This window comes from Pseudomonas sp. Sample_14 (assembly GCF_004307515.1).
In the GTDB taxonomy this organism is placed as follows: domain Bacteria; phylum Pseudomonadota; class Gammaproteobacteria; order Pseudomonadales; family Pseudomonadaceae; genus Aquipseudomonas; species Aquipseudomonas atacamensis.
On record NZ_RCOC01000071.1, the window covers coordinates 57,460 to 80,570 of the forward strand.

At 58.1% G+C, this 23,111-nt stretch carries 21 protein-coding genes and 3 tRNA genes; 21 read left to right on the forward strand and 3 right to left on the reverse strand.

What is annotated here, in order from left to right; genetic code table 11:
- Positions 1-257 precede the first annotated feature (257 nt).
- From carA to D8U61_RS17140, 4 genes are all read left to right on the forward strand, one after another.
- Positions 258-1,394: a glutamine-hydrolyzing carbamoyl-phosphate synthase small subunit gene (gene carA, locus D8U61_RS17125; protein ID WP_130927365.1), complete on the forward strand. Its 1,137-nt coding sequence runs from the start codon at positions 258-260 to the stop codon at positions 1,392-1,394.
- Between the two features lie 124 nt (positions 1,395-1,518).
- Positions 1,519-4,740 carry a carbamoyl-phosphate synthase large subunit gene (gene carB, locus D8U61_RS17130; RefSeq protein WP_016771764.1) on the forward strand — a complete coding sequence of 1,074 codons (3,222 nt, stop codon included), beginning with the start codon at positions 1,519-1,521 and terminating at the stop codon, positions 4,738-4,740.
- Between the two features lie 2 nt (positions 4,741-4,742).
- A complete protein-coding gene (greA, locus tag D8U61_RS17135; protein ID WP_038861135.1) occupies positions 4,743-5,219 on the forward strand; it encodes a transcription elongation factor GreA in 477 nt (158 codons plus the stop codon).
- 28 nt (positions 5,220-5,247) lie between these two features.
- Positions 5,248-5,652, forward strand: coding sequence for an MFS transporter (locus D8U61_RS17140; protein ID WP_130927366.1), 405 nt, complete (start codon positions 5,248-5,250; stop codon positions 5,650-5,652).
- A gap of 9 nt (positions 5,653-5,661) precedes the next feature.
- Here the strand turns inward: D8U61_RS17140 and D8U61_RS17145 are convergent, their stop codons facing one another.
- Complete coding sequence (locus D8U61_RS17145; RefSeq protein ID WP_016771761.1) at positions 5,662-5,970, reverse strand: YhbY family RNA-binding protein; 309 nt, start codon at positions 5,968-5,970, stop codon at positions 5,662-5,664.
- A gap of 101 nt (positions 5,971-6,071) precedes the next feature.
- Between D8U61_RS17145 and rlmE the strand changes: the two genes are divergently transcribed.
- The 16 genes from rlmE to D8U61_RS17230 all read left to right on the forward strand — a co-directional run bounded on the left by rlmE (position 6,072) and on the right by D8U61_RS17230 (position 21,768).
- The gene (rlmE, locus tag D8U61_RS17150) at positions 6,072-6,701 is read left to right on the forward strand and encodes a 23S rRNA (uridine(2552)-2'-O)-methyltransferase RlmE (RefSeq protein ID WP_016771760.1); all 630 of its coding nucleotides are present in this window, start codon (positions 6,072-6,074) and stop codon (positions 6,699-6,701) included.
- Positions 6,702-6,903: 202 nt separating this feature from the next.
- The gene (gene ftsH, locus D8U61_RS17155; protein ID WP_016771759.1) at positions 6,904-8,811 is read left to right on the forward strand and encodes an ATP-dependent zinc metalloprotease FtsH; all 1,908 of its coding nucleotides are present in this window, start codon (positions 6,904-6,906) and stop codon (positions 8,809-8,811) included.
- A gap of 8 nt (positions 8,812-8,819) precedes the next feature.
- Positions 8,820-9,671, forward strand: a complete 852-nt coding sequence (gene folP, locus D8U61_RS17160) for a dihydropteroate synthase (RefSeq protein WP_056782869.1) — start codon at positions 8,820-8,822, stop codon at positions 9,669-9,671.
- Positions 9,672-9,687: 16 nt separating this feature from the next.
- On the forward strand, positions 9,688-11,025 hold the full coding sequence (gene glmM, locus D8U61_RS17165) for a phosphoglucosamine mutase (protein WP_110603491.1): 1,338 nt from the start codon (positions 9,688-9,690) through the stop codon (positions 11,023-11,025).
- Between the two features lie 65 nt (positions 11,026-11,090).
- A complete protein-coding gene (gene tpiA / locus D8U61_RS17170) occupies positions 11,091-11,846 on the forward strand; it encodes a triose-phosphate isomerase (RefSeq protein ID WP_125927169.1) in 756 nt (251 codons plus the stop codon).
- A gap of 4 nt (positions 11,847-11,850) precedes the next feature.
- On the forward strand, positions 11,851-12,234 hold the full coding sequence (gene secG / locus D8U61_RS17175; RefSeq protein ID WP_016771756.1) for a preprotein translocase subunit SecG: 384 nt from the start codon (positions 11,851-11,853) through the stop codon (positions 12,232-12,234).
- 22 nt (positions 12,235-12,256) lie between these two features.
- Positions 12,257-12,342 (forward strand) — tRNA-Leu (locus D8U61_RS17180).
- Between the two features lie 97 nt (positions 12,343-12,439).
- Positions 12,440-12,516: transfer RNA gene (locus D8U61_RS17185), tRNA-Met, on the forward strand.
- 139 nt (positions 12,517-12,655) lie between these two features.
- Positions 12,656-13,114, forward strand: coding sequence for a ribosome maturation factor RimP (gene rimP, locus D8U61_RS17190; protein WP_007973115.1), 459 nt, complete (start codon positions 12,656-12,658; stop codon positions 13,112-13,114).
- 47 nt (positions 13,115-13,161) lie between these two features.
- Positions 13,162-14,643: a transcription termination factor NusA gene (gene nusA, locus D8U61_RS17195; RefSeq protein ID WP_024011569.1), complete on the forward strand. Its 1,482-nt coding sequence runs from the start codon at positions 13,162-13,164 to the stop codon at positions 14,641-14,643.
- A gap of 27 nt (positions 14,644-14,670) precedes the next feature.
- Entirely contained in the window at positions 14,671-17,199 is a 2,529-nt protein-coding gene (gene infB, locus D8U61_RS17200) for a translation initiation factor IF-2 (protein ID WP_130927367.1), read from the forward strand.
- A gap of 159 nt (positions 17,200-17,358) precedes the next feature.
- Positions 17,359-17,760, forward strand: coding sequence for a 30S ribosome-binding factor RbfA (rbfA, locus tag D8U61_RS17205; protein WP_016771753.1), 402 nt, complete (start codon positions 17,359-17,361; stop codon positions 17,758-17,760).
- Positions 17,761-17,764: 4 nt separating this feature from the next.
- Positions 17,765-18,682, forward strand: coding sequence for a tRNA pseudouridine(55) synthase TruB (gene truB, locus D8U61_RS17210; protein ID WP_024011571.1), 918 nt, complete (start codon positions 17,765-17,767; stop codon positions 18,680-18,682).
- 143 nt (positions 18,683-18,825) lie between these two features.
- Entirely contained in the window at positions 18,826-19,095 is a 270-nt protein-coding gene (rpsO, locus tag D8U61_RS17215; RefSeq protein ID WP_016771751.1) for a 30S ribosomal protein S15, read from the forward strand.
- A gap of 204 nt (positions 19,096-19,299) precedes the next feature.
- Positions 19,300-21,405 carry a polyribonucleotide nucleotidyltransferase gene (gene pnp / locus D8U61_RS17225; RefSeq protein WP_130927369.1) on the forward strand — a complete coding sequence of 702 codons (2,106 nt, stop codon included), beginning with the start codon at positions 19,300-19,302 and terminating at the stop codon, positions 21,403-21,405.
- A 290-nt stretch (positions 21,406-21,695) separates the two neighbouring features.
- Positions 21,696-21,768 (forward strand) — tRNA-Thr (locus tag D8U61_RS17230).
- 20 nt (positions 21,769-21,788) lie between these two features.
- Here the strand turns inward: D8U61_RS17230 and D8U61_RS17235 are convergent.
- Both D8U61_RS17235 and D8U61_RS17240 read right to left on the reverse strand, forming a co-directional pair.
- The gene (locus D8U61_RS17235; protein ID WP_056782875.1) at positions 21,789-22,130 is read right to left on the reverse strand and encodes a type II toxin-antitoxin system HicB family antitoxin; all 342 of its coding nucleotides are present in this window, start codon (positions 22,128-22,130) and stop codon (positions 21,789-21,791) included.
- Positions 22,127-22,378: a type II toxin-antitoxin system HicA family toxin gene (locus D8U61_RS17240; protein WP_073473851.1), complete on the reverse strand. Its 252-nt coding sequence runs from the start codon at positions 22,376-22,378 to the stop codon at positions 22,127-22,129. Before D8U61_RS17240 ends, D8U61_RS17235 begins: the two co-directional genes overlap by 4 nt.
- A gap of 355 nt (positions 22,379-22,733) precedes the next feature.
- On the opposite strand from D8U61_RS17240, the gene D8U61_RS17245 reads away from it, so the two are divergent.
- Positions 22,734-23,033 carry a DUF6388 family protein gene (locus D8U61_RS17245; protein WP_130927370.1) on the forward strand — a complete coding sequence of 100 codons (300 nt, stop codon included), beginning with the start codon at positions 22,734-22,736 and terminating at the stop codon, positions 23,031-23,033.
- The last annotated feature ends 78 nt before the right edge of the window (positions 23,034-23,111 follow it).

Here is a 23,111-nt window from a genome sequence, read left to right on the forward strand (position 1 = left end):
TCGTTGCTGAACCCGGCGCAAACGTCCCGTTTTGCGCCGGTTTTTACCGCTTGGCGACGACCTGTCGCATTCTCCGGCCTTTAAGGCTCTTTAGCGGTGGACCAAAAACGCCCTTTTCTGTAAGCTACAGCTTTAGTGTGTCCACTAAAAGCGCGCAGAATAATTTCAGTGAAGAAGCGGGGTGACGTGTCCATACGTCACTCCGCTTTTTTACAACCTGCGATTGCCCTTTCATGCGTTATTTACGGGAGGTCTTCTTGACTAAGCCAGCCATACTCGCCCTTGCTGATGGCAGCATTTTTCGCGGCGAAGCCATTGGAGCCGACGGTCAGACCGTTGGTGAGGTGGTGTTCAACACCGCAATGACCGGCTATCAGGAAATCCTTACCGATCCTTCCTACGCCCAACAGATCGTTACCCTGACTTACCCGCACATCGGTAACACCGGCACCACGCCGGAAGACGCCGAGTCCGACCGCGTCTGGTCCGCTGGCCTGGTCATCCGTGACCTGCCGCTGGTAGCGAGCAACTGGCGTAACACGATGTCCCTGTCCGATTACCTGAAAGCCAACAATGTTGTGGCAATCGCCGGTATCGACACCCGTCGCCTGACCCGCATCCTGCGTGAAAAAGGCGCTCAGAACGGCTGCATCATGGCCGGCGACAACATCTCCGAAGAAGCGGCCATCGCCGCTGCGCAAGGCTTCCCGGGCCTGAAGGGCATGGACTTGGCGAAAGTCGTCAGCACCAAGACCCAGTACGAATGGCGCTCGACTGTCTGGGATCTGAAAACCGACAGCCACGCGACCATCGAAGCTTCCGAGCTGCCATATCACGTGGTCGCTTACGACTACGGCGTCAAGGTCAACATCCTGCGCATGCTGGTCGAGCGCGGCTGCCGCGTCACCGTAGTGTCTGCGCAGACTCCAGCCGCCGATGTGCTGGCGCTGAAGCCGGACGGCGTGTTCCTGTCCAACGGCCCTGGCGACCCGGAGCCATGCGACTACGCGATCCAGGCGATCAAGGAAGTCCTGGAAACCGAGACGCCGGTATTCGGCATCTGCCTCGGCCACCAGTTGCTGGCTCTGGCCTCCGGCGCCAAGACTCTGAAAATGGGTCACGGCCACCACGGTGCCAACCACCCGGTGCAGGATCTGGACACCGGCGTGGTGATGATTACCAGCCAGAACCACGGTTTTGCGGTAGACGAAGCCACCCTGCCAGCCAACGTGCGCGCGATCCACAAATCGCTGTTCGACGGCACCCTGCAAGGCATCGAGCGCACCGACAAGAGCGCGTTCAGCTTCCAGGGTCACCCTGAAGCGAGCCCGGGCCCGAACGATGTTGCGCCACTGTTCGACCGCTTCATCAACGAGATGGCCAAGCGACGCTAAGCGTTCGCCTTGAGACTGTAGAGAGAAGCCCTCGAGGGCGGCCCCGGTTCCGGCGGCCCCTTCGGGACTTCAGAAATCGATCAAGACGGCTTGCCGACTGACCTGCGGATTTGAGTGACAAACCATGCCAAAACGTACAGACATTAAAAGCATCCTGATTCTCGGCGCTGGCCCGATCGTGATCGGCCAGGCCTGCGAATTCGACTACTCCGGCGCCCAGGCCTGCAAAGCCCTGCGCGAAGAGGGTTACCGCGTCATCCTGGTGAACTCCAACCCGGCCACCATCATGACCGACCCGGACATGGCCGACGCCACCTATATCGAGCCGATCAAGTGGCAGACCGTGGCCAAGATCATCGAAAAAGAGCGTCCGGACGCCGTACTGCCAACCATGGGCGGCCAGACCGCTCTAAACTGCGCCCTGGACCTGGAGCGCGAAGGCGTTCTGGAGAAGTTCGGCGTAGAGATGATCGGTGCCAATGCCGACACCATCGACAAGGCTGAGGACCGTTCGCGTTTCGACAAGGCGATGAAATCCATCGGCCTGGCATGCCCGCGTTCCGGCATTGCCCACAGCATGGAAGAGGCCAACGCGGTTCTCGAAACCCTCGGTTTCCCGTGCATCATCCGTCCGTCCTTCACCATGGGCGGCACCGGTGGCGGTATCGCTTACAACCGTGAAGAGTTCGAAGAAATCTGCGCCCGTGGTCTGGACCTGTCGCCGACCAAAGAGCTGCTGATCGACGAATCGCTGATCGGCTGGAAAGAATATGAAATGGAAGTTGTCCGCGACAAAAAGGACAACTGCATCATCGTCTGCTCGATCGAAAACTTCGACCCGATGGGCGTGCACACCGGTGACTCGATCACCGTAGCTCCTGCGCAAACCCTGACCGACAAGGAATACCAGATCCTGCGTAACGCCTCGCTGGCGGTACTGCGCGAGATCGGCGTCGAGACCGGCGGTTCGAACGTGCAGTTCGGTATCTGCCCGAACACTGGCCGCATGGTCGTGATCGAAATGAACCCGCGTGTATCGCGTTCCTCGGCACTGGCTTCGAAAGCCACCGGTTTCCCGATCGCCAAGGTCGCGGCCAAACTGGCTGTGGGTTACACCCTCGACGAGCTGTCGAACGACATCACCGGCGGCAAGACCCCGGCGTCCTTCGAACCGTCGATCGACTACGTCGTCACCAAGCTGCCACGCTTCGCCTTCGAGAAATTCGCCAAGGCTGACGCACGCCTGACCACGCAAATGAAGTCGGTCGGCGAAGTCATGGCCATCGGCCGGACCTTCCAGGAATCCCTGCAGAAAGCCCTGCGCGGTCTGGAAGTGGGCGTTTGCGGTCTGGACGAGAAGCTCGATCTGAGCAACCCGGACAGCATGAGCGTGCTCAAGCGCGAACTGACCGTGCCGGGCGCCGAGCGTATCTGGTACGTGGCTGACGCCTTCCGCGCCGGCCTGTCGGTCGAAGACATCTTCGGCATGAACATGATCGACCCGTGGTTCCTGGTGCAGATCGAAGACCTGATCAAGGACGAAGAGAAGGTCAAGACCCTCGGTCTGTCCTCGATCGACCGCGACCTGATGTTCAAGCTCAAGCGCAAAGGCTTCTCCGATCAGCGTCTGGCCAAGCTGCTGGGCGTCACCGAGAAAAACCTGCGTACGCACCGTCAGAAGCTGGAAGTGTTCCCGGTCTACAAGCGCGTTGACACCTGCGCCGCCGAGTTCGCTACCGACACCGCTTACCTGTACTCGACCTACGAGGAAGAGTGCGAAGCAGCGCCGTCGGGTCGCGACAAGATCATGATCCTGGGTGGCGGTCCGAACCGTATTGGCCAGGGCATCGAGTTCGACTACTGCTGCGTTCACGCTGCGCTCGCCCTGCGCGAAGACGGCTACGAAACCATCATGGTCAACTGCAACCCGGAAACCGTTTCCACCGACTACGACACTTCCGACCGTCTGTACTTCGAGCCGGTAACCCTGGAAGACGTGCTGGAAATCTGCCGCGTCGAGAAGCCGAAAGGCGTGATCGTCCAGTACGGCGGCCAGACTCCGCTGAAACTGGCTCGCGCCCTGGAAGCTGCTGGCGTGCCGATCATCGGCACCAGCCCTGACGCCATCGACCGCGCCGAAGACCGTGAGCGCTTCCAGCAAATGGTCGAGCGCTTGAACCTGCGTCAGCCGCCAAACGCCACTGTGCGTAGCGAAGATGAAGCTGTTCGCGCTGCGGCGAAGATCGGTTATCCGCTGGTGGTGCGCCCGTCCTACGTGTTGGGCGGCCGTGCGATGGAAATCGTATACAAAGAAGACGAACTCAAGCGCTATCTGCGTGACGCGGTGCAAGTGTCCAACGACAGCCCGGTGCTGCTCGACCACTTCCTCAACTGCGCCATCGAAATGGACGTGGATGCGGTCTGCGACGGCAAAGATGTAGTGATCGGCGCGATCATGCAGCACATCGAACAGGCGGGCGTTCACTCCGGTGACTCCGCGTGCTCGCTGCCGCCGTACTCGCTGCCGGCGCACATCCAGGACGAGATGCGCGAACAGGTCAAGAAAATGGCTCTGGAACTGGGCGTTGTCGGCCTGATGAACGTTCAGTTGGCCTTGCAGGGCGAAGATATCTACGTCATCGAAGTCAACCCGCGCGCCTCGCGTACCGTGCCGTTCGTTTCCAAGTGCATCGGTGTTTCCCTGGCCATGATCGCCGCGCGCGTGATGGCCGGTAAGACCTTGAAGGAAATCGGCTTCACCAAAGAAATCATCCCGAACTTCTACAGCGTGAAAGAGGCAGTGTTCCCGTTCGCCAAGTTCCCTGGCGTTGACCCGATCCTCGGCCCAGAGATGAAGTCGACCGGTGAAGTAATGGGCGTCGGCGACACCTTCGGTGAAGCATTCGCCAAGGCGCAGATGGGCGCCAGCGAAGTGCTGCCGACCGGCGGTACCGCGTTCATCAGCGTGCGCGATGACGACAAGCCACTGGTTGCAGGCGTGGCCCGTGATCTGATCAACTTGGGCTTCGAAGTGGTCGCCACTGCCGGCACTGCCAAGCTGATCGAAGCCGCAGGCCTGAAAGTGCGCCGCGTGAACAAGGTGACCGAGGGTCGTCCACACGTGGTCGACATGATCAAGAATGACGAAGTCACGCTGATCATCAACACCACCGAAGGTCGTCAGTCGATCGCCGATTCGTACTCCATTCGTCGCAATGCCCTGCAGCACAAGATTTACTGCACCACCACTATCGCTGCGGGCGAAGCGATCTGCGAAGCGCTGAAGTTCGGTCCGGAAAAGACCGTGCGCCGCTTGCAGGATCTACACGCAGGATTGAAGGCATGAGCATAACCAAGTACCCAATGACTGTTCAGGGCGCTCGCGCCCTGGAAGAGGAGCATGCTCACCTGACCAAGGTCGTCCGTCCGAAGCTCAGCCAGGACATCGGTACGGCCCGCGAGTTGGGTGACTTGAAGGAAAACGCTGAATACCATGCTGCCCGCGAACAGCAAGGCATGGTCGAAGCGCGTATTCGTGACATCGAAGGCCGGATTCAGAACCAGGTCATCATCGATGTCACGACCATTCCTCACACCGGTAAAGTGATTTTCGGTACTACCGTCGAGATCGCCAACGTCGAGACTGATGAAAGCGTCACTTACCACATCGTGGGTGAGGATGAGGCTGACTTCAAACTCGGCAAGATCTCTGTCGGTTCGCCGCTGGCCCGCGCCTTGATTGGCAAGGAAGAGGGTGACGTTGTCGCCGTCAAAACGCCAAGCGGCGTGATCGAGTACGAGATTGTCGAAGTTCGTCACATCTGAAAGAAGGCGCCCGCTGCATGCGGGCGCCATGCTTTGGCAACTGACCCAGATGCTTTGGGTCGGTGGCCTATGGTTGATTCATATCGGTTTGCAGCCGGCGTTGGGCCAGATCGGCCTGGCGCCGCTGTTGATCGACGAAGTGGCCAGTGCATTCGAAGTGCTGGTGGTGGGGTTCGCCGCTCTGTGCGTGATCTTTCAGGCTTTGGTGCTGGTACAGGCCGAGGGCCTTGCCAGTCTATGGCGGGATTTTCGCGGGCAGGTGCTGTTGATGGCGTTGTACGCGTGCGCGATGTATGTCGCCGTGCGTGTCGGCTGGCCGGATGCGCAGCGCTGGCAGGTATTCAGTTATCTGGTACTGGGATTTTCCGGGTTGGTGCTGGTCATGCAGCCGGTGCCGGGATGGAGTGGCAGGGTGCGCGAAGCACACCCTTGACCCTGCACATCACTTGAAGCGATGAACGTTCGACAGCTGCTTGTTGGCGCTGAAGTTCTTGCGGTAGACCAGAGCCATCTTGCCGATGACCTGAACCAGGTCCGCTTTGCCGACCTTGCACAGCTCGGCGATGTGCGCCAGGCGCGACTCGCGATCGAGGATATTGAGCTTGATCTTGATCAGCTCGTGATCGGCCAAGGCGCGTTCAAGTTCGGCTAAAACACCTTCAGTCAAACCGTTGTCCGCTACCGTCAACACTGGTTTGAGGTGGTGGCCGATGGATTTGTACTGTTTCTTCTGCTCTGGAGTGAGCGGCATAATCTGACCCTTTCGTCTGGATTCTGTAAAATGGCGTCCATTTTACCCGAGGGTTCGTGGATCCGCCCAACTAATCACGACCCTAATCATCGAGGTGCCCAATGGCGCGTTCCAAGACAAGCCTTGGTTGGCTGAAAAGACATGTCAACGATCCTTATGTGAAGCAGGCGCAGAAGGATGGCTACCGCTCGCGTGCAAGTTACAAACTTCTGGAGATCCAGGAAAAATACAAACTCATCCGTCCGGGCATGAGCGTGGTCGACCTCGGCGCCGCGCCGGGTGGCTGGTCCCAGGTGACCAGTCGGTTGATCGGCGGTCAGGGTCGTCTGATCGCTTCGGACATCCTGGAAATGGACAGCATCCCAGACGTGCATTTTATCCAGGGCGACTTCACGGAGGACTCGGTGCTCGCTGAAATCCTGGAGGCCGTGGGTAATTCGCAGGTTGACCTTGTGATTTCCGATATGGCCCCCAATATGAGTGGTACGCCCGAAGTGGATATGCCCAAGGCCATGTTCCTCTGTGAGCTGGCGCTGGACCTGGCGGAGCGGATCCTCAAGCCCGGTGGCAATTTCGTCATCAAGATTTTTCAGGGTGAAGGGTTTGATGTTTATCTGAAGGACGCTCGGAAGAAATTCGACAAGATCCAGATGATCAAGCCAGACTCTTCCCGTGGCAGCTCCCGTGAGCAGTACATGCTGGCCTGGGGTTATCGTGGCGGTGATGCGTAAAACGAGGTTTTTCGGCAGTGCGATAGGTTTTTCATATTTCGCTCTGCAGGCATAAGCGAATATTGTGTAGAAAGTGTTTCACAAAGGGTTACAGACGGCGCCTGCCAGAGTTGTAGGTAATGTAGTAAGTTAGGCCGGTGAATATCATGCGAAGCGCGCGCCAGTAGCGGAGCTTGCTTCAGAGGGTAGTTAATTGAACGATATGGCAAAGAATCTGATCCTGTGGTTGATCATCGCGGCAGTCCTGGTGACGGTGATGAACAACTTCTCCAGCCCTAACGAGCCGCAGACCCTCAACTATTCCGACTTCATCCAGCAGGTCAAGGATGGCAAGGTCGAGCGCGTAGCCGTTGACGGCTATGTGATTACCGGCAAGCGCACCGATGGCGACAGCTTCAAGACCATTCGTCCGGCAATTCAGGACAATGGCCTGATCGGCGATCTGGTCGACAATCATGTTGTGGTTGAAGGCAAGCAGCCTGAACAGCAAAGCATCTGGACTCAGCTCCTGGTGGCCAGCTTCCCGATCCTGGTGATCATCGCGGTGTTCATGTTCTTCATGCGCCAGATGCAGGGCGGCGCCGGTGGCAAGGGCGGGCCGATGAGCTTCGGCAAGAGCAAGGCACGCCTGCTCTCCGAAGATCAGGTGAAAACCACTTTGGCTGACGTTGCCGGTTGCGACGAAGCCAAGGAAGAAGTCGGCGAGCTGGTCGAGTTCCTGCGTGATCCGGGCAAGTTCCAGCGTCTGGGCGGTCGTATCCCGCGCGGCGTACTGATGGTCGGCCCGCCGGGTACCGGTAAAACCTTGCTGGCCAAGGCGATTGCCGGCGAAGCGAAAGTGCCGTTCTTCACCATTTCCGGTTCCGACTTTGTCGAAATGTTCGTCGGTGTCGGCGCCAGCCGCGTCCGCGACATGTTCGAGCAGGCCAAGAAGCACGCCCCTTGCATCATCTTCATCGACGAAATCGATGCCGTGGGTCGCCATCGTGGCGCCGGCATGGGTGGCGGTCACGACGAACGTGAGCAGACTCTCAACCAGTTGCTGGTGGAGATGGACGGCTTCGAAATGAATGACGGCATCATCGTGATTGCTGCGACCAACCGTCCGGACGTACTCGACCCTGCGCTGCTGCGTCCGGGCCGTTTCGACCGTCAGGTGGTCGTCGGCTTGCCGGATATTCGTGGTCGCGAGCAGATTCTGAAAGTGCACATGCGCAAAGTGCCAATGGGCGACGACGTTGCTCCGGCAGTGATCGCACGTGGTACTCCTGGCTTCTCCGGTGCTGACCTGGCCAACCTGGTCAACGAAGCGTCGTTGTTCGCTGCTCGTAGCGGCAAACGCATCGTCGAGATGAAAGAGTTCGAGCTGGCGAAAGACAAGATCATGATGGGCGCCGAGCGCAAATCCATGGTCATGTCCGAGAAAGAAAAGCAGAACACTGCTTACCACGAAGCCGGCCACGCCATCGTTGGTCGCGTCGTGCCTGAGCATGATCCGGTCTACAAGGTGTCGATCATCCCGCGCGGTCGTGCGCTGGGTGTGACCATGTTCTTGCCGGAGGAAGATCGCTACAGCCTGTCCAAGCGTGCGCTGATCAGCCAGATCTGCTCGTTGTACGGTGGCCGTATCGCTGAAGAAATGACCCTGGGCTTCGACGGTGTGACCACCGGTGCGTCCAATGACATCATGCGTGCAAGTCAGATTGCCCGGAACATGGTGACGAAATGGGGCCTGTCGGAAAAACTCGGTCCGCTGATGTATGCCGAAGAAGAGGGCGAAGTGTTCCTCGGTCGCGGCGGTGGCGGCCAGGCTGCCAGCTTCTCCGGTGAGACCGCCAAGCTGATCGATTCCGAAGTGCGCAGCATCATTGATCAGTGCTACGGCACCGCCAAGCAGATCCTCACGGATAACCGTGACAAGCTCGATGCCATGGCTGATGCGCTGATGAAGTACGAAACCATCGATGCCGAGCAGATCGACGACATCATGGCTGGCCGCACACCTCGCGAACCTCGCGACTGGTCGGGTGGCACCGGTACGCCTCCGCCGCCTGTCGTGCAGGACGAGCGTCCGGAAAAACCGATTGGCGGTCCGGCTGCTGACGTTTAAGGCTTGAAATGACTTCTGTACAGTCCCTGACCCGGTTGCCTTGCGGCAACCGGGTTCTTGATTTGGCCCAGACGCATGTCATGGGCATTCTCAATGTCACTCCTGATTCTTTCTCCGATGGTGGTCGCTATAGCCAGCTCGATGCGGCTTTGCGCCACGCCGAAGCGATGGTGTTGGCTGGCGCGACGCTGATCGATGTCGGCGGCGAATCGACCCGGCCAGGCGCGCGAGCGGTCTCTCCTCTGGAGGAACTTGAGCGCGTCGCGCCGATTGTCGAGCTGATCAATCGCGAGCTGGATGTCATCATCTCGGTCGATACTTCCACCCCGGCAGTCATGCGCGAAACCGCCCGGCTCGGTGCCGGACTGATCAATGATGTGCGTTCGTTGCGTCGCGATGGCGCGCTGGATGCGGCGGCGGCGACCGGATTGCCGGTTTGTCTCATGCACATGCTCGGCGAGCCGGGCGATATGCAGGACAATCCACAGTATCAGGATGTCACCCGCGAGGTCGGTGAGTTTCTCGCCGAACGCATGGATCAGTGCGCGCAGGCGGGTATTCCCGCCGAGCGGATCATTCTTGATCCCGGCTTCGGCTTCGCCAAGACCCTGCAGCACAATCTAAGCTTGTTCAAACACATGGAGGCCCTGCATGCACTGGGTCGACCACTGCTGGTAGGTGTTTCGCGCAAGAGTATGATTGGCCACGCTTTGAATCGTCCCGTGGGCGAGCGTCTGCATGGCGGCCTGGCGCTGGCAGCGCTGGCGTCGGTCAAGGGCGCGCGGATATTGCGCGTCCACGACGTGGCGGAAACTGTCGATGTAGTGCGAATGATCGCGGCCGTAGAATCAGCCGAATAAGAATGATGGAGCACTTATGAGCAAGAAATATTTTGGTACCGACGGCATTCGCGGTCGTGTAGGTGAATACCCGATCACGCCTGACTTCATGCTCAAGCTCGGCTGGGCTGCTGGTATGGCTTTTCGCAAGATGGGTGCCTGCAAGGTGCTGGTCGGCAAGGACACGCGGATCTCCGGCTATATGTTCGAGTCGGCACTCGAGGCCGGGCTGACCTCGGCGGGTGCCGATGTGATGCTGCTCGGCCCGATGCCGACGCCTGCCATCGCTTATCTGTCGCGTACGTTCCAGGCTGAAGCCGGCATCGTGATCAGTGCTTCGCACAACCCGCATGATGACAACGGCATCAAGTTCTTCTCCGGCAAAGGCACCAAGCTGCCCGATGAATTGGAGCTGATGATCGAAGAGTTGCTGGATACGCCGATGACCGTCGTCGAGTCGAGCAAGATCGGTAAAGTGTCGCGAATCAATGATGCATCGGGCCGCTACATCGAGTTCTGCAAGAGCAGCGTGCCTACCGGGACCAATTTCGCCGGCCTGAAGATCGTTATCGACTGCGCGCATGGTGCGACCTATAAGGTAGCGCCGAGCGTCTTCCGTGAATTGGGTGCCGAAGTCGTCGTGCTTTCCGCTCAGCCGAACGGGCTGAACATCAACGATAACTGCGGTTCCACGCATATGGGGCCGTTGCAGGCCGCCGTTCTGGCCGAGCATGCGGACCTGGGTATCGCCTTCGATGGTGATGGCGATCGGGTATTGATGGTCGATCACACCGGCGCCATTGTTGATGGTGACGACCTGCTGTTTATCATTGCCCGCGATCTGCATGAGCGTGGCAAGTTGCAGGGTGGCGTCGTCGGTACTTTGATGAGCAATCTTGGTCTCGAACTGGCCCTTGCGGATCTGTCGATCCCGTTCGTTCGCGCCAATGTCGGTGACCGCTACGTGATTGCCGAGCTGCAAGAGCGCAACTGGCTCGTAGGCGGGGAAAATTCCGGGCATGTGGTCTGCTTCAACCACACCACCACGGGCGACGCCATCATTGCGGCCTTGCAGGTGTTGATGGCTCTGAAATCCCGCAATGAAGGTCTGGCACAAACGCGCCAGGCGTTGCGCAAGTGCCCTCAGGTGCTGATCAACGTTCGCTTTGGCGGCGGTGAAAGCCCACTGGAGCATCCTGCTGTCAAGGAAGCCAGTGCCCGTGTCACTCAGGCGATGGCGGGGCGCGGTCGCGTGCTTCTGCGCAAGTCCGGCACAGAGCCTCTGGTGCGCGTAATGGTCGAAGGCGAGGACGAAAACCAGGTTCGCGGCTATGCCGAAGAGCTGGCAAAACTGGTAACCGAAGTTTCTGCCTGATACGGCTTGCAAGCCATGATTGTGTTGGGTAACATCTGCGCCCACTTTGACCGACGAGGTACAGCATGCGTCGCCCTATGGTAGCTGGTAACTGGAAGATGCACGGTACCCGCGCCAGCGTCGCTGAGCTGATCAACGGCCTTCGTCATCTGGCCTTGCCAGGCGGTGTTGATGTCGCGGTGTTCCCGCCTTGCTTGTATATCAATCAAGTGATTGATGGCTTGAAAGGCAAGTCGATTTCGGTCGGCGCGCAGAATTCTGCGGTGGAAGCCATGCAAGGTGCGTTGACTGGTGAGATTGCTCCCAGCCAACTGGTGGATGCAGGTTGTTCCCTGGTGCTTGTCGGGCACTCCGAACGCCGCCAGATTATGGGCGAGCGAGACGGGATGCTGAATCGCAAGTTCGCAGCGGCACAGGCATGTGGCTTGATTCCGGTGTTGTGTGTAGGGGAAACCCTCGAGCAGCGCGAAGCCGGAAAAACTCTTGAAGTTGTCGGGCGTCAGCTGGGCAGCATCATCGAGGAGCTGGGTGTCGGTGCCTTTGCCAAGGCAGTGATTGCATACGAGCCGGTCTGGGCCATTGGTACCGGGCTGACTGCAACGCCGCAACAGGCTCAGGATGTGCATAAAGCCATTCGCGAGCAGTTGGCGGCAGAGAATTCTGAAGTCGCACGAGGTGTGCGGCTTCTATACGGCGGCAGCGTGAAGGCGGCCAATGCGGTCGAACTGTTCGGCATGCCGGATATCGATGGGGGGCTCATTGGTGGAGCTTCCCTGAATGCAGATGAGTTCGGTGCGATCTGTCGCGCCGCGGGAAACTGAAAAAATGCTGGAAACAGTCGTAGTCGTTTTTCATCTGCTGGGTGCATTGGGCGTAGTTGCTCTGGTTTTGCTGCAGCAGGGTAAGGGTGCGGACGCTGGCGCGTCTTTCGGAGCAGGTGCTTCAAATACTGTGTTCGGAAGCCAAGGTTCCTCTACCTTTCTTAGTAAGTTTACTGCTATACTTGCCGCCGGTTTCTTCATAACCAGCTTGGGGTTAGGTTACTTTGCTAAAGAGAAAGCTCATCAGCTGACTCAAGCAGGTCTTCCAGATCCAGCAGTGTTGGAAGTACCTAAGCAACAACCGGCTTCTGATGATGTCCCGGTGCTTCAAGAGCAAAAGTCGGCTACTCCAGCGACTGACGTGCCTCCAGCTCAAGAGCAGAAGTAAGAAGAGTTCCAAACGTAGTATTGCCGAGGTGGTGGAATTGGTAGACACGCAACCTTGAGGTGGTTGTGCCCATAGGGTGTAGGGGTTCGAGTCCCCTTCTCGGTACCAATTAGTCAGGAGAGCCCGCTGTTGCGGGCTTTCTTGCAGGTGGAAGGTTACATTGACCCTAAAAGGGATCGGTCGTATACTTCCGCCCCAGCTTTGTCGCGGGGTGGAGCAGTCTGGTAGCTCGTCGGGCTCATAACCCGAAGGTCGTCGGTTCAAATCCGGCCCCCGCAACCAGTTTAAGGAGCCCCTTTTAAGGGGCTTTTTGTTAGCTGGATACTTTCAACGCCGCTGTTCGACGGCGTTTCAAGGATGGGCGTTATGCCCATTTTTTTATTTTGCAAAGCATGCACATATCATGCACTAGGGGGTTCAGGTGTCGAGCAAGCTAGAAGAGTTGCAGGCCTTGCTGGCCCCGGTGGTCGTGGCCCTGGGCTATGAATGCTGGGGTATCGAGTTTTCGGCTCAGGGTCGTCACTCGATGTTGCGCGTTTATATTGATAAAGAGGGTGGCGTGCTGGTGGACGATTGCGCCATTGTCAGCCGTCAGATCAGCGGTGTTCTGGATGTTGAAGATCCGATCTCCGTTGAATACACCCTTGAAGTTTCCTCGCCTGGCATGGAGCGCCCGCTGTTCACTCTTGAGCAGTTTGCCAAATTTGCCGGTGAACAAGTGAAGATCAAGCTGCGCTCGCCTTTCGAAGGTCGACGCAATTTTCAGGGCCTTCTGCGCGGTGTAGAAGAGCAGGACGTCGTGGTGCAGGTAGAAGACCACGAGTTCCTGTTGCCGATCGATATGATCGACAAGGCCAACATTATTCCCAGTTTTGACTGAGACGCGGATCCCGCGGATCCAATGGCTTGCGAAAGGCGAGGCGTACGATGAGCAAAGAAGTACTGCTGGTTGTTGAGTCGGTATCCAATGAAAAGGGTGTACCGGCAAGCGTAATTTTTGAAGCGCTGGAGCTGGCTCTGGCCACTGCTACCAAAAAGCGTTTTGAAGACGAAGTGGACCTGCGTGTGGAAATCAACCGCCACACCGGTTCCTACGAAACCTTCCGTCGCTGGACGGTCGTCGAAGAGAATGATCTCGACGATCCGGCCATCGAGACCTGGCCAAGCAAGGTTGCCGAAACGCATCCTGGTGCCAAGGTCGGTGACGTCGTCGAAGAGAAAATCGAATCCATCGAATTCGGCCGCATCGCTGCACAGACTGCCAAGCAGGTCATCGTGCAGAAAGTTCGCGAAGCCGAGCGCGCTCAAGTGGTCGACGCCTATCGCGAGCGCCTGGGAGAAATCATCTCCGGCACCGTGAAAAAAGTCACCCGCGACAACGTGATCGTCGATCTGGGCAACAACGCTGAAGCGTTGCTGGCCCGTGAAGACATCATTTCTCGCGAAACCTTCCGTGTCGGCGTGCGTCTGCGTGCGCTGCTCAAGGAAATCCGCACCGAGAACCGCGGCCCGCAGCTGATCCTGTCGCGTACCGCGCCGGAAATGCTGATCGAGCTGTTCCGTATCGAAGTGCCGGAAATCGCCGAAGGCCTCATCGAGGTCATGGCCGCCTCCCGTGATCCGGGTTCGCGTGCCAAGATCGCCGTCCGTTCCAAGGACAAACGCATCGACCCACAAGGTGCCTGCATCGGTATGCGCGGTTCGCGCGTCCAGGCGGTATCGGGTGAGTTGGGCGGTGAGCGTGTTGATATCGTGCTGTGGGACGACAACCCGGCCCAGTTCGTGATCAACGCCATGTCCCCGGCCGAGGTTGCGGCAATTATCGTTGACGAAGATGCCCATGCCATGGACATCGCCGTTGGCGCAGACAATCTGGCTCAGGCCATCGGTCGCGGTGGTCAGAACGTGCGTCTGGCGAGCCAGTTGACTGGCTGGACCCTGAACGTGATGACCGAATCGGACATCCAGGCTAAGCAGCAAGCAGAAACCGGCGACATCCTGCGCAACTTCATCGACGAGCTGGAAGTCGACGAAGAACTGGCTCAGGTGCTGGTAGATGAAGGCTTCACCAGCCTGGAAGAGATTGCCTACGTACCGGTGGAGGAAATGCTCAACATCGACGGCTTTGACGAGGACATCGTCAACGAGCTTCGTGCTCGCGCCAAGGATCGCTTGTTGACCAAAGCCATCGCTACTGAGGAAAAGCTGGCAGACGCCCATCCGGCCGAAGACCTGCTCTCGCTTGAGGGTATGGACAAGGATTTGGCGATGGAACTGGCGGTGCGCGGCGTAATTACCCGCGAAGACCTGGCCGAGCAGTCTATTGACGACCTGCTCGACATCGACGGCATTGACGATGATCGTGCCGGCAAGTTGATCATGGCCGCCCGAGCCCACTGGTTCGAGTAATTAGGCGCGGCCTGAGGAGAGAAGTGCATGACGCAAGTCACGGTGAAACAACTGGCCGATGAGGTCAAAACACCGGTAGAGCGCCTGTTGCAGCAGATGCGTGAGGCAGGTCTGCCGCACACCGCCGCCGAAGAAAGTGTGACTGATAGTGAGAAGCAATCGTTGCTGACTCACTTGAAAAGCAGCCACAAGGCGAAAGTGGAAGAACCACGCAAGATCACGCTGCAGCGTAAAACCACCAGCACCCTGCGTGTGGCTGGTAGCAAGAGCATCAGCGTTGAAGTTCGCAAGAAGAAAGTTTTCGTACAGCGCAGCCCGGAAGAAATCGAAGCCGAGCGCAAGCGTGAACTGGATGAGCGTCGCGCAGTAGAAAATGCTGCCCGTCAGAAGGCTGAAGAAGAAGCCAAGCAGCGCGCCGAAGAAGAAGCGCGTCGCCAGCCTGCTGCTGCGCAAACCGCTGCCAGCGACGCCGTTGCGGCGCCGGCTGCCGCTGCCGAACCTGTTCGCGAAAGCGCACCGGTGGCTGCTGCTCCTGCTCCATCGGCTGACGTTCGCAACAAGCAGAACGAACAGCGCCGTCCGGACAAGCCACGCGCCGACGACAACAATCGTCGCAGCGGTGGTGGTGATGGCGAGCGCAAAAACGCTCCGCATCGCGCATCGGTCAAAGAAAAAGCCCCGGCGCCACGTGTGGCGCCACGCACTACCGACGAAGAAAGCGATGGCTTCCGTCGTGGTGGTCGCGGCAAGGCCAAGCTGAAGAAGCGCAACGCCCACGGTTTCCAGAGCCCGACCGGCCCTGTCGTGCGTGACGTGCAGATCGGCGAGACCATTACCGTTGGCGATCTGGCCAATCAGATGTCGGTCAAAGCGGCTGAAATCATCAAGTTCATGTTCAAACTGGGTACCCCAGCGACCATCAACCAGGTGCTTGATCAGGAAACTGCTCAACTGGTAGCCGAAGAACTGGGCCACAAAGTGACCCTGGTCAGCGACACCGCTCTGGAAGATTCCCTGGCCGAGTCCCTGAAGTTTGAAGGTGAGTCGTTCTCCCGTGCACCAGTCGTGACCGTAATGGGCCACGTTGACCACGGTAAGACTTCCCTGCTCGACTACATCCGTCGTGCCAAGGTAGCTGCTGGCGAAGCTGGCGGTATCACCCAGCACATCGGTGCATACCACGTTGAGACTGATCGCGGCATGGTCACTTTCCTCGACACCCCGGGTCACGCTGCGTTTACCGCAATGCGTGCCCGTGGTGCCAAGGCGACTGACATCGTGATCCTCGTGGTTGCAGCGGACGACGGCGTGATGCCGCAAACCATCGAAGCGGTTCAGCATGCTCAGGCAGCTGGCGTGCCGCTGGTGGTAGCAGTGAACAAGATCGACAAGCCGGGCGCCGATCTCGATCGCATCCGCAGCGAGCTGTCGGTTCACGGCGTGACTTCCGAAGACTGGGGTGGCGACACACCATTCGTTCCGGTTTCGGCGAAGATGGGTACTGGCGTGGACGAGCTGCTTGAAGCCGTTCTGCTGCAGGCCGAAGTTCTCGAACTGAAAGCTACTCCATCGGCTCCTGGCCGTGGTGTCGTGGTTGAATCGCGTCTCGACAAGGGTCGTGGCCCGGTAGCAACCGTGCTGGTTCAGGACGGTACGCTGCGTCAAGGCGACATGGTCCTGGTCGGTTCGAACTACGGCCGTGTACGTGCCATGCTCGACGAGAACGGCAAGCCAATCAAGGAAGCCGGTCCATCCATCCCTGTCGAGATCCTCGGCCTGGACGGTACCCCGGACGCTGGCGACGAGATGAGCGTGGTTGCCGACGAGAAGAAAGCCCGTGAAGTGGCTCTGTTCCGTCAAGGCAAGTTCCGCGAAGTCAAACTGGCTCGCGCTCACGCCGGCAAGCTGGAAAATATCTTCGAAAACATGGGTCAGGCCGAGAAGAAGACGCTCAACATCGTCCTCAAATCCGACGTCCGTGGTTCGCTGGAAGCGTTGAACGGTGCCTTGAATGGCCTGGGCAACGACGAAGTACAAGTGCGCGTCGTGGGTGGCGGTGTCGGTGGTATCACCGAATCCGACGCCAACCTGGCACTGGCTTCCAACGCTGTACTGTTCGGCTTCAACGTGCGTGCCGATGCCGGCGCTCGCAAGATCGTCGAGCAGGAAGGTCTGGATATGCGTTACTACAACGTGATCTACGACATCATCGAAGACGTCAAGAAAGCCCTGACCGGCATGCTCGGCAGCGATGTTCGCGAGAACATCCTGGGTGTGGCCGAAGTGCGTGACGTGTTCCGTTCGCCGAAGTTTGGCGCGATCGCCGGTTGCATGGTGATCGAAGGTGTCGTGCACCGTAACCGTCCGATCCGTGTACTGCGTGAAGACATCGTTATCTTCGAAGGCGAGCTGGAATCCCTGCGCCGCTTCAAGGATGACGCTTCCGAAGTACGTGCCGGCATGGAATGCGGTATCGGCGTGAAGAGCTACAACGACGTCAAAGTCGGCGACAAGATCGAAGTCTTCGAGAAGGTTCAGGTTGCTCGCAGCCTCTGACTCGCGCACTTCAAGGGCCACGATGGGCCGTAGCATGCAAATGCACGGCACAGCGTCCGGACTCTAAACGCAACGCCCGGTCTGGCTTTTGTCAGGCCGGGCGTTTGCCGCTTTCAGACCTTGCGGGTTTCACCGCTGGGCAGTAACAGGTAACAAATCATGGCAAAAGAATACAGCCGTACCCAACGTATCGGCGATCAGATGCAGCGCGAGCTGGCGCAACTGATCCGTCGCGAAGTCAAAGACCCGCGCGTCGGCCTGGTCACCATCACCGCTGTGGAAGTGTCCCGTGACGTCGGTCACGCGAAGATTTTCATCACCGTGATGGGTCAGGACAACGCTGAAGACATCGCGCAAAGCATCAAGGTGCTCAATGCCGCCGCAGGCTTCCTGCGCATGCAGTTGGCCCGCGAAATGAAGCTGCGCAGCGTGCCGCAATTGCACTTCCACTACGACGAATCCGTCGTGCGTGGCGCGCATCTGTCGGCATTGATCGAGCGCGCCGTGGCTGAAGACAATCAGCACGTTGCCGCTCCAGCACCTGAAGACACCAAGGAGTAATTCGGTGGCTCAGGTCAAACGTATCCGTCGTAACGTCAGCGGCATCATCCTGCTCGACAAGCCGTTGGGGTTCACCTCCAACGCTGCCTTGCAGAAGGTGCGCTGGCTGCTCAATGCCGAGAAGGCCGGGCACACCGGCAGCCTCGATCCGTTGGCCACCGGCGTGTTGCCGCTGTGCTTCGGCGAGGCGACCAAGTTCTCGCAATACCTGCTCGATTCCGACAAGGGCTACGAGACCCTGGCGCAACTGGGCAAGACCACCACCACGGCCGATGCCGAAGGCGAGGTTTTGCAGGAGCGTCCGGTGACCGTTGGTCGCGCCGATGTCGAAGCGGTTCTGCCGAAATTTCGCGGGCAAATCAGTCAGATACCGCCGATGTACTCGGCACTCAAGCGTGATGGCCAGCCGCTGTACAAACTGGCACGTGCAGGCGAAGTAGTGGAGCGCGAACCGCGTTCTGTTACTATTGCGCGCTTGGAATTGCTGGCCTTCGAAGGCGATACTGCGCGGCTTGCGGTGGACTGCAGCAAGGGCACCTATATTCGTACCCTGGTGGAGGATATCGGTGAGCAACTCGGTTGTGGTGCGTACGTCGCAGAACTGCGCCGGACCCAGGCCGGGCCTTTCACCCTGGCGCAGACCGTGACCCTCGAAGAGCTGGAAGCGGTACATGCCGAAGGCGGCAACGAAGCGGTCGATCGCTTCCTGATGCCATCGGACAGCGGCCTGCAGGATTGGCCGTTGCTGCACTTCTCTGAAGCGAGCGCGTTCTACTGGCTCAACGGCCAGCCGGTACGTGCCCCGGATGCGCCGAAGTTCGGCATGGTGCGAGTACAGGATCACAATGGTCGTTTCATCGGTATCGGTGAAGTGAGCGAAGACGGGCGCATCGCGCCGCGTCGCTTGATTCGGTCAGAATGACCGGAACCGGTCTGCGTTAAGCGGGCCGGCGAGTGTGGCTGTTAACAGGCATGGTCACTACTCATTTATAGATACAGGGATTTGTCCCTGGCCTGTTGAAGCTGTTTCCCTGAAACAGTTTCCTGATAAGGAAGGATTGCCTCATGGCTCTCGACGTTCAAGAAAAAGCTCAAATCGTTGCTGACTACCAGCAAGCTGTTGGTGACACTGGTTCGCCAGAAGTGCAGGTTGCACTGCTGACCGCCAACATCAACAAACTGCAAGGTCACTTCAAGGCCAACGGTAAAGATCACCACTCCCGTCGTGGTCTGATCCGCATGGTTAACCAGCGTCGCAAGCTGCTGGACTACCTGAAAGGCAAGGACGTAAGCCGGTACGCCGCGCTGATCGCTCGCCTGGGTCTGCGTCGCTAATCAGCGATTGCGCTATGAGGTTGGTGGTCTGTCGGGCGTCAGCGGTTTTCCGCTGGCGTCTTGCAGGCTCCCAGCCTCAAGTTTTATCTGCAGCATGGCTTTACCTGTAGCACCCGGACAATTGCCATCGGGCCGATTCCCGAGATTGCCCAAGAATTCGCAAGAAACCGTTTCCCCCAAGAGCCACAAAGAAGGTAGGACACCGTGAACCCGGTAATCAAAAAATTCCAGTTCGGTCAATCGACCGTTACCCTCGAGACAGGCCGTATCGCCCGTCAGGCCTCCGGCGCAGTATTGGTCACCGTTGACGACGACGTCAGCGTGTTGGTGACTGTTGTCGGTGCAAAGCAAGCCGATCCGGGCAAGGGCTTCTTCCCTCTGTCCGTTCATTACCAGGAAAAGACTTACGCTGCCGGTAAGATCCCTGGCGGTTTCTTCAAGCGTGAAGGCCGTCCTTCCGAGAAAGAAACCCTGACTTCCCGACTGATCGACCGTCCGATCCGTCCGCTGTTCCCAGAAGGCTTCATGAACGAAGTGCAGGTTGTCTGCACCGTCGTTTCCACCAGCAAGAAGACCGATCCGGACATCGCTGCGATGATCGGTACCTCGGCTGCCCTGGCCATTTCGGGCATTCCGTTCGACGGCCCGATCGGCGCCGCTCGCGTGGCTTTCCACGAAAGCACCGGCTACCTGCTGAACCCGACTTACGAGCAGCAGGCCGCTTCGAGCCTGGACATGGTCGTTGCCGGTACTTCCGACGCCGTGCTGATGGTTGAATCGGAAGCCAAAGAGCTGACCGAAGACCAGATGCTGGGCGCGGTACTGTTCGCTCACGACGAATTCCAGGTTGTGATCAACGCAGTTAAAGAACTGGCTGCCGAAACCGCCAAGCCAACCTGGAACTGGGCTCCTGCGCCAGAAGCCACCGAACTGCTGGGCGCTATCCGTGCCGAGTTCGGCGAAGCGATCTCCCAGGCTTACACCATCACCATCAAGGCCGACCGTTACGCTCGCCTGGGTGAGCTGAAGGACCAGGTGGTTGCCAAGCTGTCCGGTGAAGAAGGCCAGCCAAGCGCTGCTGAAGTCAAAGCAGCCTTCGGCGAAATCGAATACCGCACCGTTCGCGAAAATATCGTTAACGGCAAGCCACGTATCGACGGTCGCGACACCAAGACTGTACGTCCGCTGAACATCGAAGTTGGCGTTCTGCCGAAGACTCACGGTTCGGCACTGTTCACCCGTGGCGAAACCCAGGCGCTGGTTGTGGCAACACTGGGCACCGCCCGTGACGCGCAACTGCTGGACACCCTGGAAGGCGAAAAGAAAGACCCGTTCATGTTGCACTACAACTTCCCGCCGTTCTCGGTAGGCGAGTGTGGTCGCATGGGTGGCGCCGGTCGTCGCGAAATCGGTCACGGCCGTCTGGCCCGTCGTTCGGTTTCGGCCATGCTGCCAGCCGCTGACGTGTTCCCGTACACCATCCGCGTGGTGTCGGAAATCACCGAATCCAACGGTTCGAGCTCGATGGCTTCCGTGTGCGGTGCTTCCCTGGCACTGATGGACGCTGGTGTACCGATGAAAGCACCGGTGGCCGGTATCGCCATGGGTCTGGTTAAAGAAGGCGAGAAGTTCGCCGTCCTGACCGACATCCTCGGCGACGAAGATCACCTGGGCGACATGGACTTCAAGGTAGCCGGTACCGCCAAAGGCGTGACTGCGCTGCAGATGGACATCAAGATCAAGGGCATCACCGAAGAGATCATGGAAATCGCTCTGGGCCAGGCCCTTGAAGCGCGCCTGAACATCCTCGGCCAGATGAACCAGATCATTGGCCAGTCGCGTACCGAACTGTCGGCCAACGCTCCGACCATGATCGCGATGAAGATCGACACCGACAAAATCCGTGACGTTATCGGTAAAGGTGGCGCGACCATCCGTGCGATCTGCGAAGAAACCAAGGCTTCGATCGACATCGAAGACGACGGTTCGATCAAGATCTTCGGCGAAACCAAGGATGCTGCAGAAGCTGCTCGTCAGCGCGTTCTGAGCATCACTGCAGAAGCCGAGATCGGCAAGATCTACGTCGGCAAGGTTGAGCGCATCGTCGACTTCGGCGCATTCGTAAACATCCTGCCGGGCAAGGACGGTCTGGTGCACATCTCGATGCTGAGCGACGCTCGCGTTGAGAAAGTGACCGACATCCTGAAGGAAGGCCAGGAAGTGGAAGTGCTGGTACTGGACGTGGACAACCGCGGCCGTATCAAGCTGTCCATCAAAGACGTGGCAGCTGCCAAGGCTTCGGGCGTTTAATCACCCCAACGCTTTAGCGCAATGAAGATGCCCCCGCCGTGCAAACGGCGGGGGCATTTTTTATCTGAAATAAAGAAATGGTGGCGAGGGGATTTATCCCCGTTCGGCTGCGAAGCAGTCGTAAAACCAGACACTGCCGACCGCCTGAAACACCGAGGTGCCAGATTCACGGCCGCTTCGCAGCCCAACGGGGATAAATCCCCTCGCCACAAATGTGGTTCTCAAAAGAAAACCATCAGACAACCCACAAATTTGCCGCAGCTCGAGACCGGTGCTAGGTTTAGCCCACCGCCCGTGTAGCTCAGCCGGTAGAGCAGCGCACTCGTAACGCGAAGGTCGCAGGTTCGATTCCTGTCTCGGGCAAAAAATTTTCGCCTTCGGTTTTATGCGTGGTGTTGGAGGTATTCGTTCAGTGCTTGACGTGTCAGATCATTCAACGACACATTTTGACGGGTTGCCGCCAGAGCCGCTGCTAAATGCAGATCGTGACCTATGCGAACATTGAACGATCCTTTGCATGGGATTTCAGGCTTCTGCCCGAGCTGCTGACAGGTTTGTAAATAGTCATCTACCGCCTCGCGAAAGGCTGCTTCCAGTTCAGCCACCGTTTGTCCTTCATAATTAACCAGCGCCCTGATGAAAAGGAGTTTTCCGAACAGGCACTTATCTTCCGTGCTCGCCTCGATAGAGCCAACATAGCCTTTGTAGTGCAGCTGGGAACTCATTGAATCAGGCCTCCTTTTTTCAGTTGCTCGATAATCTGGCGTCTTGCGTATGTTTTGATTTCATTTCCGGGATGGGGCTTGTGCAGGTTGATCAATGCGTTCGGATCCCCATTGTCGAATTTGATCCTGCTACCGGATCCTTCCAGCTGAGAGTAACCAAGACGACCTAACAGAGTGACAAGCTCGGACCAAGTGAATGCGCTGTGCCCGTTGATTAGCTTGGCGAGAAGTTTTTCAGTCTTTGACATGCTGGCCTATGATTGCAACTGAATATAGTTGCCTGTTTTTGGGCGGTCAATGTGAAGGTTTCGTTCGCCTCGACTATCAAAGGCGATGGCGAGGATTTATACGCAGTGAATTTCGCGCATGGAAACAGGAAACTGTAACCAAGCGCATACCACCCTTCATTTCATTCCCCCGGTTGCACTGGCTTGCGTCTCTGTTAGGATTCCTTCGTACCAGACAAGCAAGCACCGTTGTTTTCAGATGATCCACGAATGGTCCTGAAGGCCAGGAAAACCCGATTTTCCAATGGCTTCCTGCGTCAGAGAGATCCTTGATGATCCAGATCCATCCTCCATTCCTAAGATCAGCGAGAACCCCATGACTGAATTGACCCAAGAGCAACGCCACGAACAAGCGCTGGAAAAATACCTTCTGGATGTGCCGGAACTGAAGGATGAGATCAAGGACCTGAGTCCCGATGATCAGAAAGACCAGATCCAGTGGGCCTTCGAAGACGAAGCCGAAGCGCAGGGCTTGCAGCCGTGGGAGCTGACCCTCAAGTACACGAGCACGCCGGAGGAATTCGAGGCGCAGCGCCTCGTGCTGCACAAGGAAGCGGCGGAAGTCTTGGGTGTCGAGTGGGAAGAGTACTGCGAGATGAATAATCTCGTCGTATAAGAGCAGCTGCGAGCTTCTAGCTACAAGCTGCAAGTCAAAGCAGAGTCGCTTGGCTTGTAGCTTGTAGCTTGTAGCTTG

Bases quoted from the DNA above. Each gene is read 5' to 3' on its own strand.
- carB (WP_016771764.1), top strand. From the start codon at position 1,519: ATGCCAAAACGTACAGACATTAAAAGCATCCTGATTCTCGGCGCTGGC.
- D8U61_RS17140 (WP_130927366.1), top strand. From the start codon at position 5,248: ATGCTTTGGCAACTGACCCAGATGCTTTGGGTCGGTGGCCTATGGTTG.
- D8U61_RS17145 (WP_016771761.1), bottom strand. From the start codon at position 5,970: ATGCCGCTCACTCCAGAGCAGAAGAAACAGTACAAATCCATCGGCCAC.
- rlmE (WP_016771760.1), top strand. From the start codon at position 6,072: ATGGCGCGTTCCAAGACAAGCCTTGGTTGGCTGAAAAGACATGTCAAC.
- ftsH (WP_016771759.1), top strand. From the start codon at position 6,904: ATGGCAAAGAATCTGATCCTGTGGTTGATCATCGCGGCAGTCCTGGTG.
- folP (WP_056782869.1), top strand. From the start codon at position 8,820: ATGACTTCTGTACAGTCCCTGACCCGGTTGCCTTGCGGCAACCGGGTT.
- glmM (WP_110603491.1), top strand. From the start codon at position 9,688: ATGAGCAAGAAATATTTTGGTACCGACGGCATTCGCGGTCGTGTAGGT.
- tpiA (WP_125927169.1), top strand. From the start codon at position 11,091: ATGCGTCGCCCTATGGTAGCTGGTAACTGGAAGATGCACGGTACCCGC.
- secG (WP_016771756.1), top strand. From the start codon at position 11,851: ATGCTGGAAACAGTCGTAGTCGTTTTTCATCTGCTGGGTGCATTGGGC.
- nusA (WP_024011569.1), top strand. From the start codon at position 13,162: ATGAGCAAAGAAGTACTGCTGGTTGTTGAGTCGGTATCCAATGAAAAG.
- infB (WP_130927367.1), top strand. From the start codon at position 14,671: ATGACGCAAGTCACGGTGAAACAACTGGCCGATGAGGTCAAAACACCG.
- rbfA (WP_016771753.1), top strand. From the start codon at position 17,359: ATGGCAAAAGAATACAGCCGTACCCAACGTATCGGCGATCAGATGCAG.
- rpsO (WP_016771751.1), top strand. From the start codon at position 18,826: ATGGCTCTCGACGTTCAAGAAAAAGCTCAAATCGTTGCTGACTACCAG.
- D8U61_RS17235 (WP_056782875.1), bottom strand. From the start codon at position 22,130: ATGAGTTCCCAGCTGCACTACAAAGGCTATGTTGGCTCTATCGAGGCG.
- D8U61_RS17240 (WP_073473851.1), bottom strand. From the start codon at position 22,378: ATGTCAAAGACTGAAAAACTTCTCGCCAAGCTAATCAACGGGCACAGC.
- D8U61_RS17245 (WP_130927370.1), top strand. From the start codon at position 22,734: ATGACTGAATTGACCCAAGAGCAACGCCACGAACAAGCGCTGGAAAAA.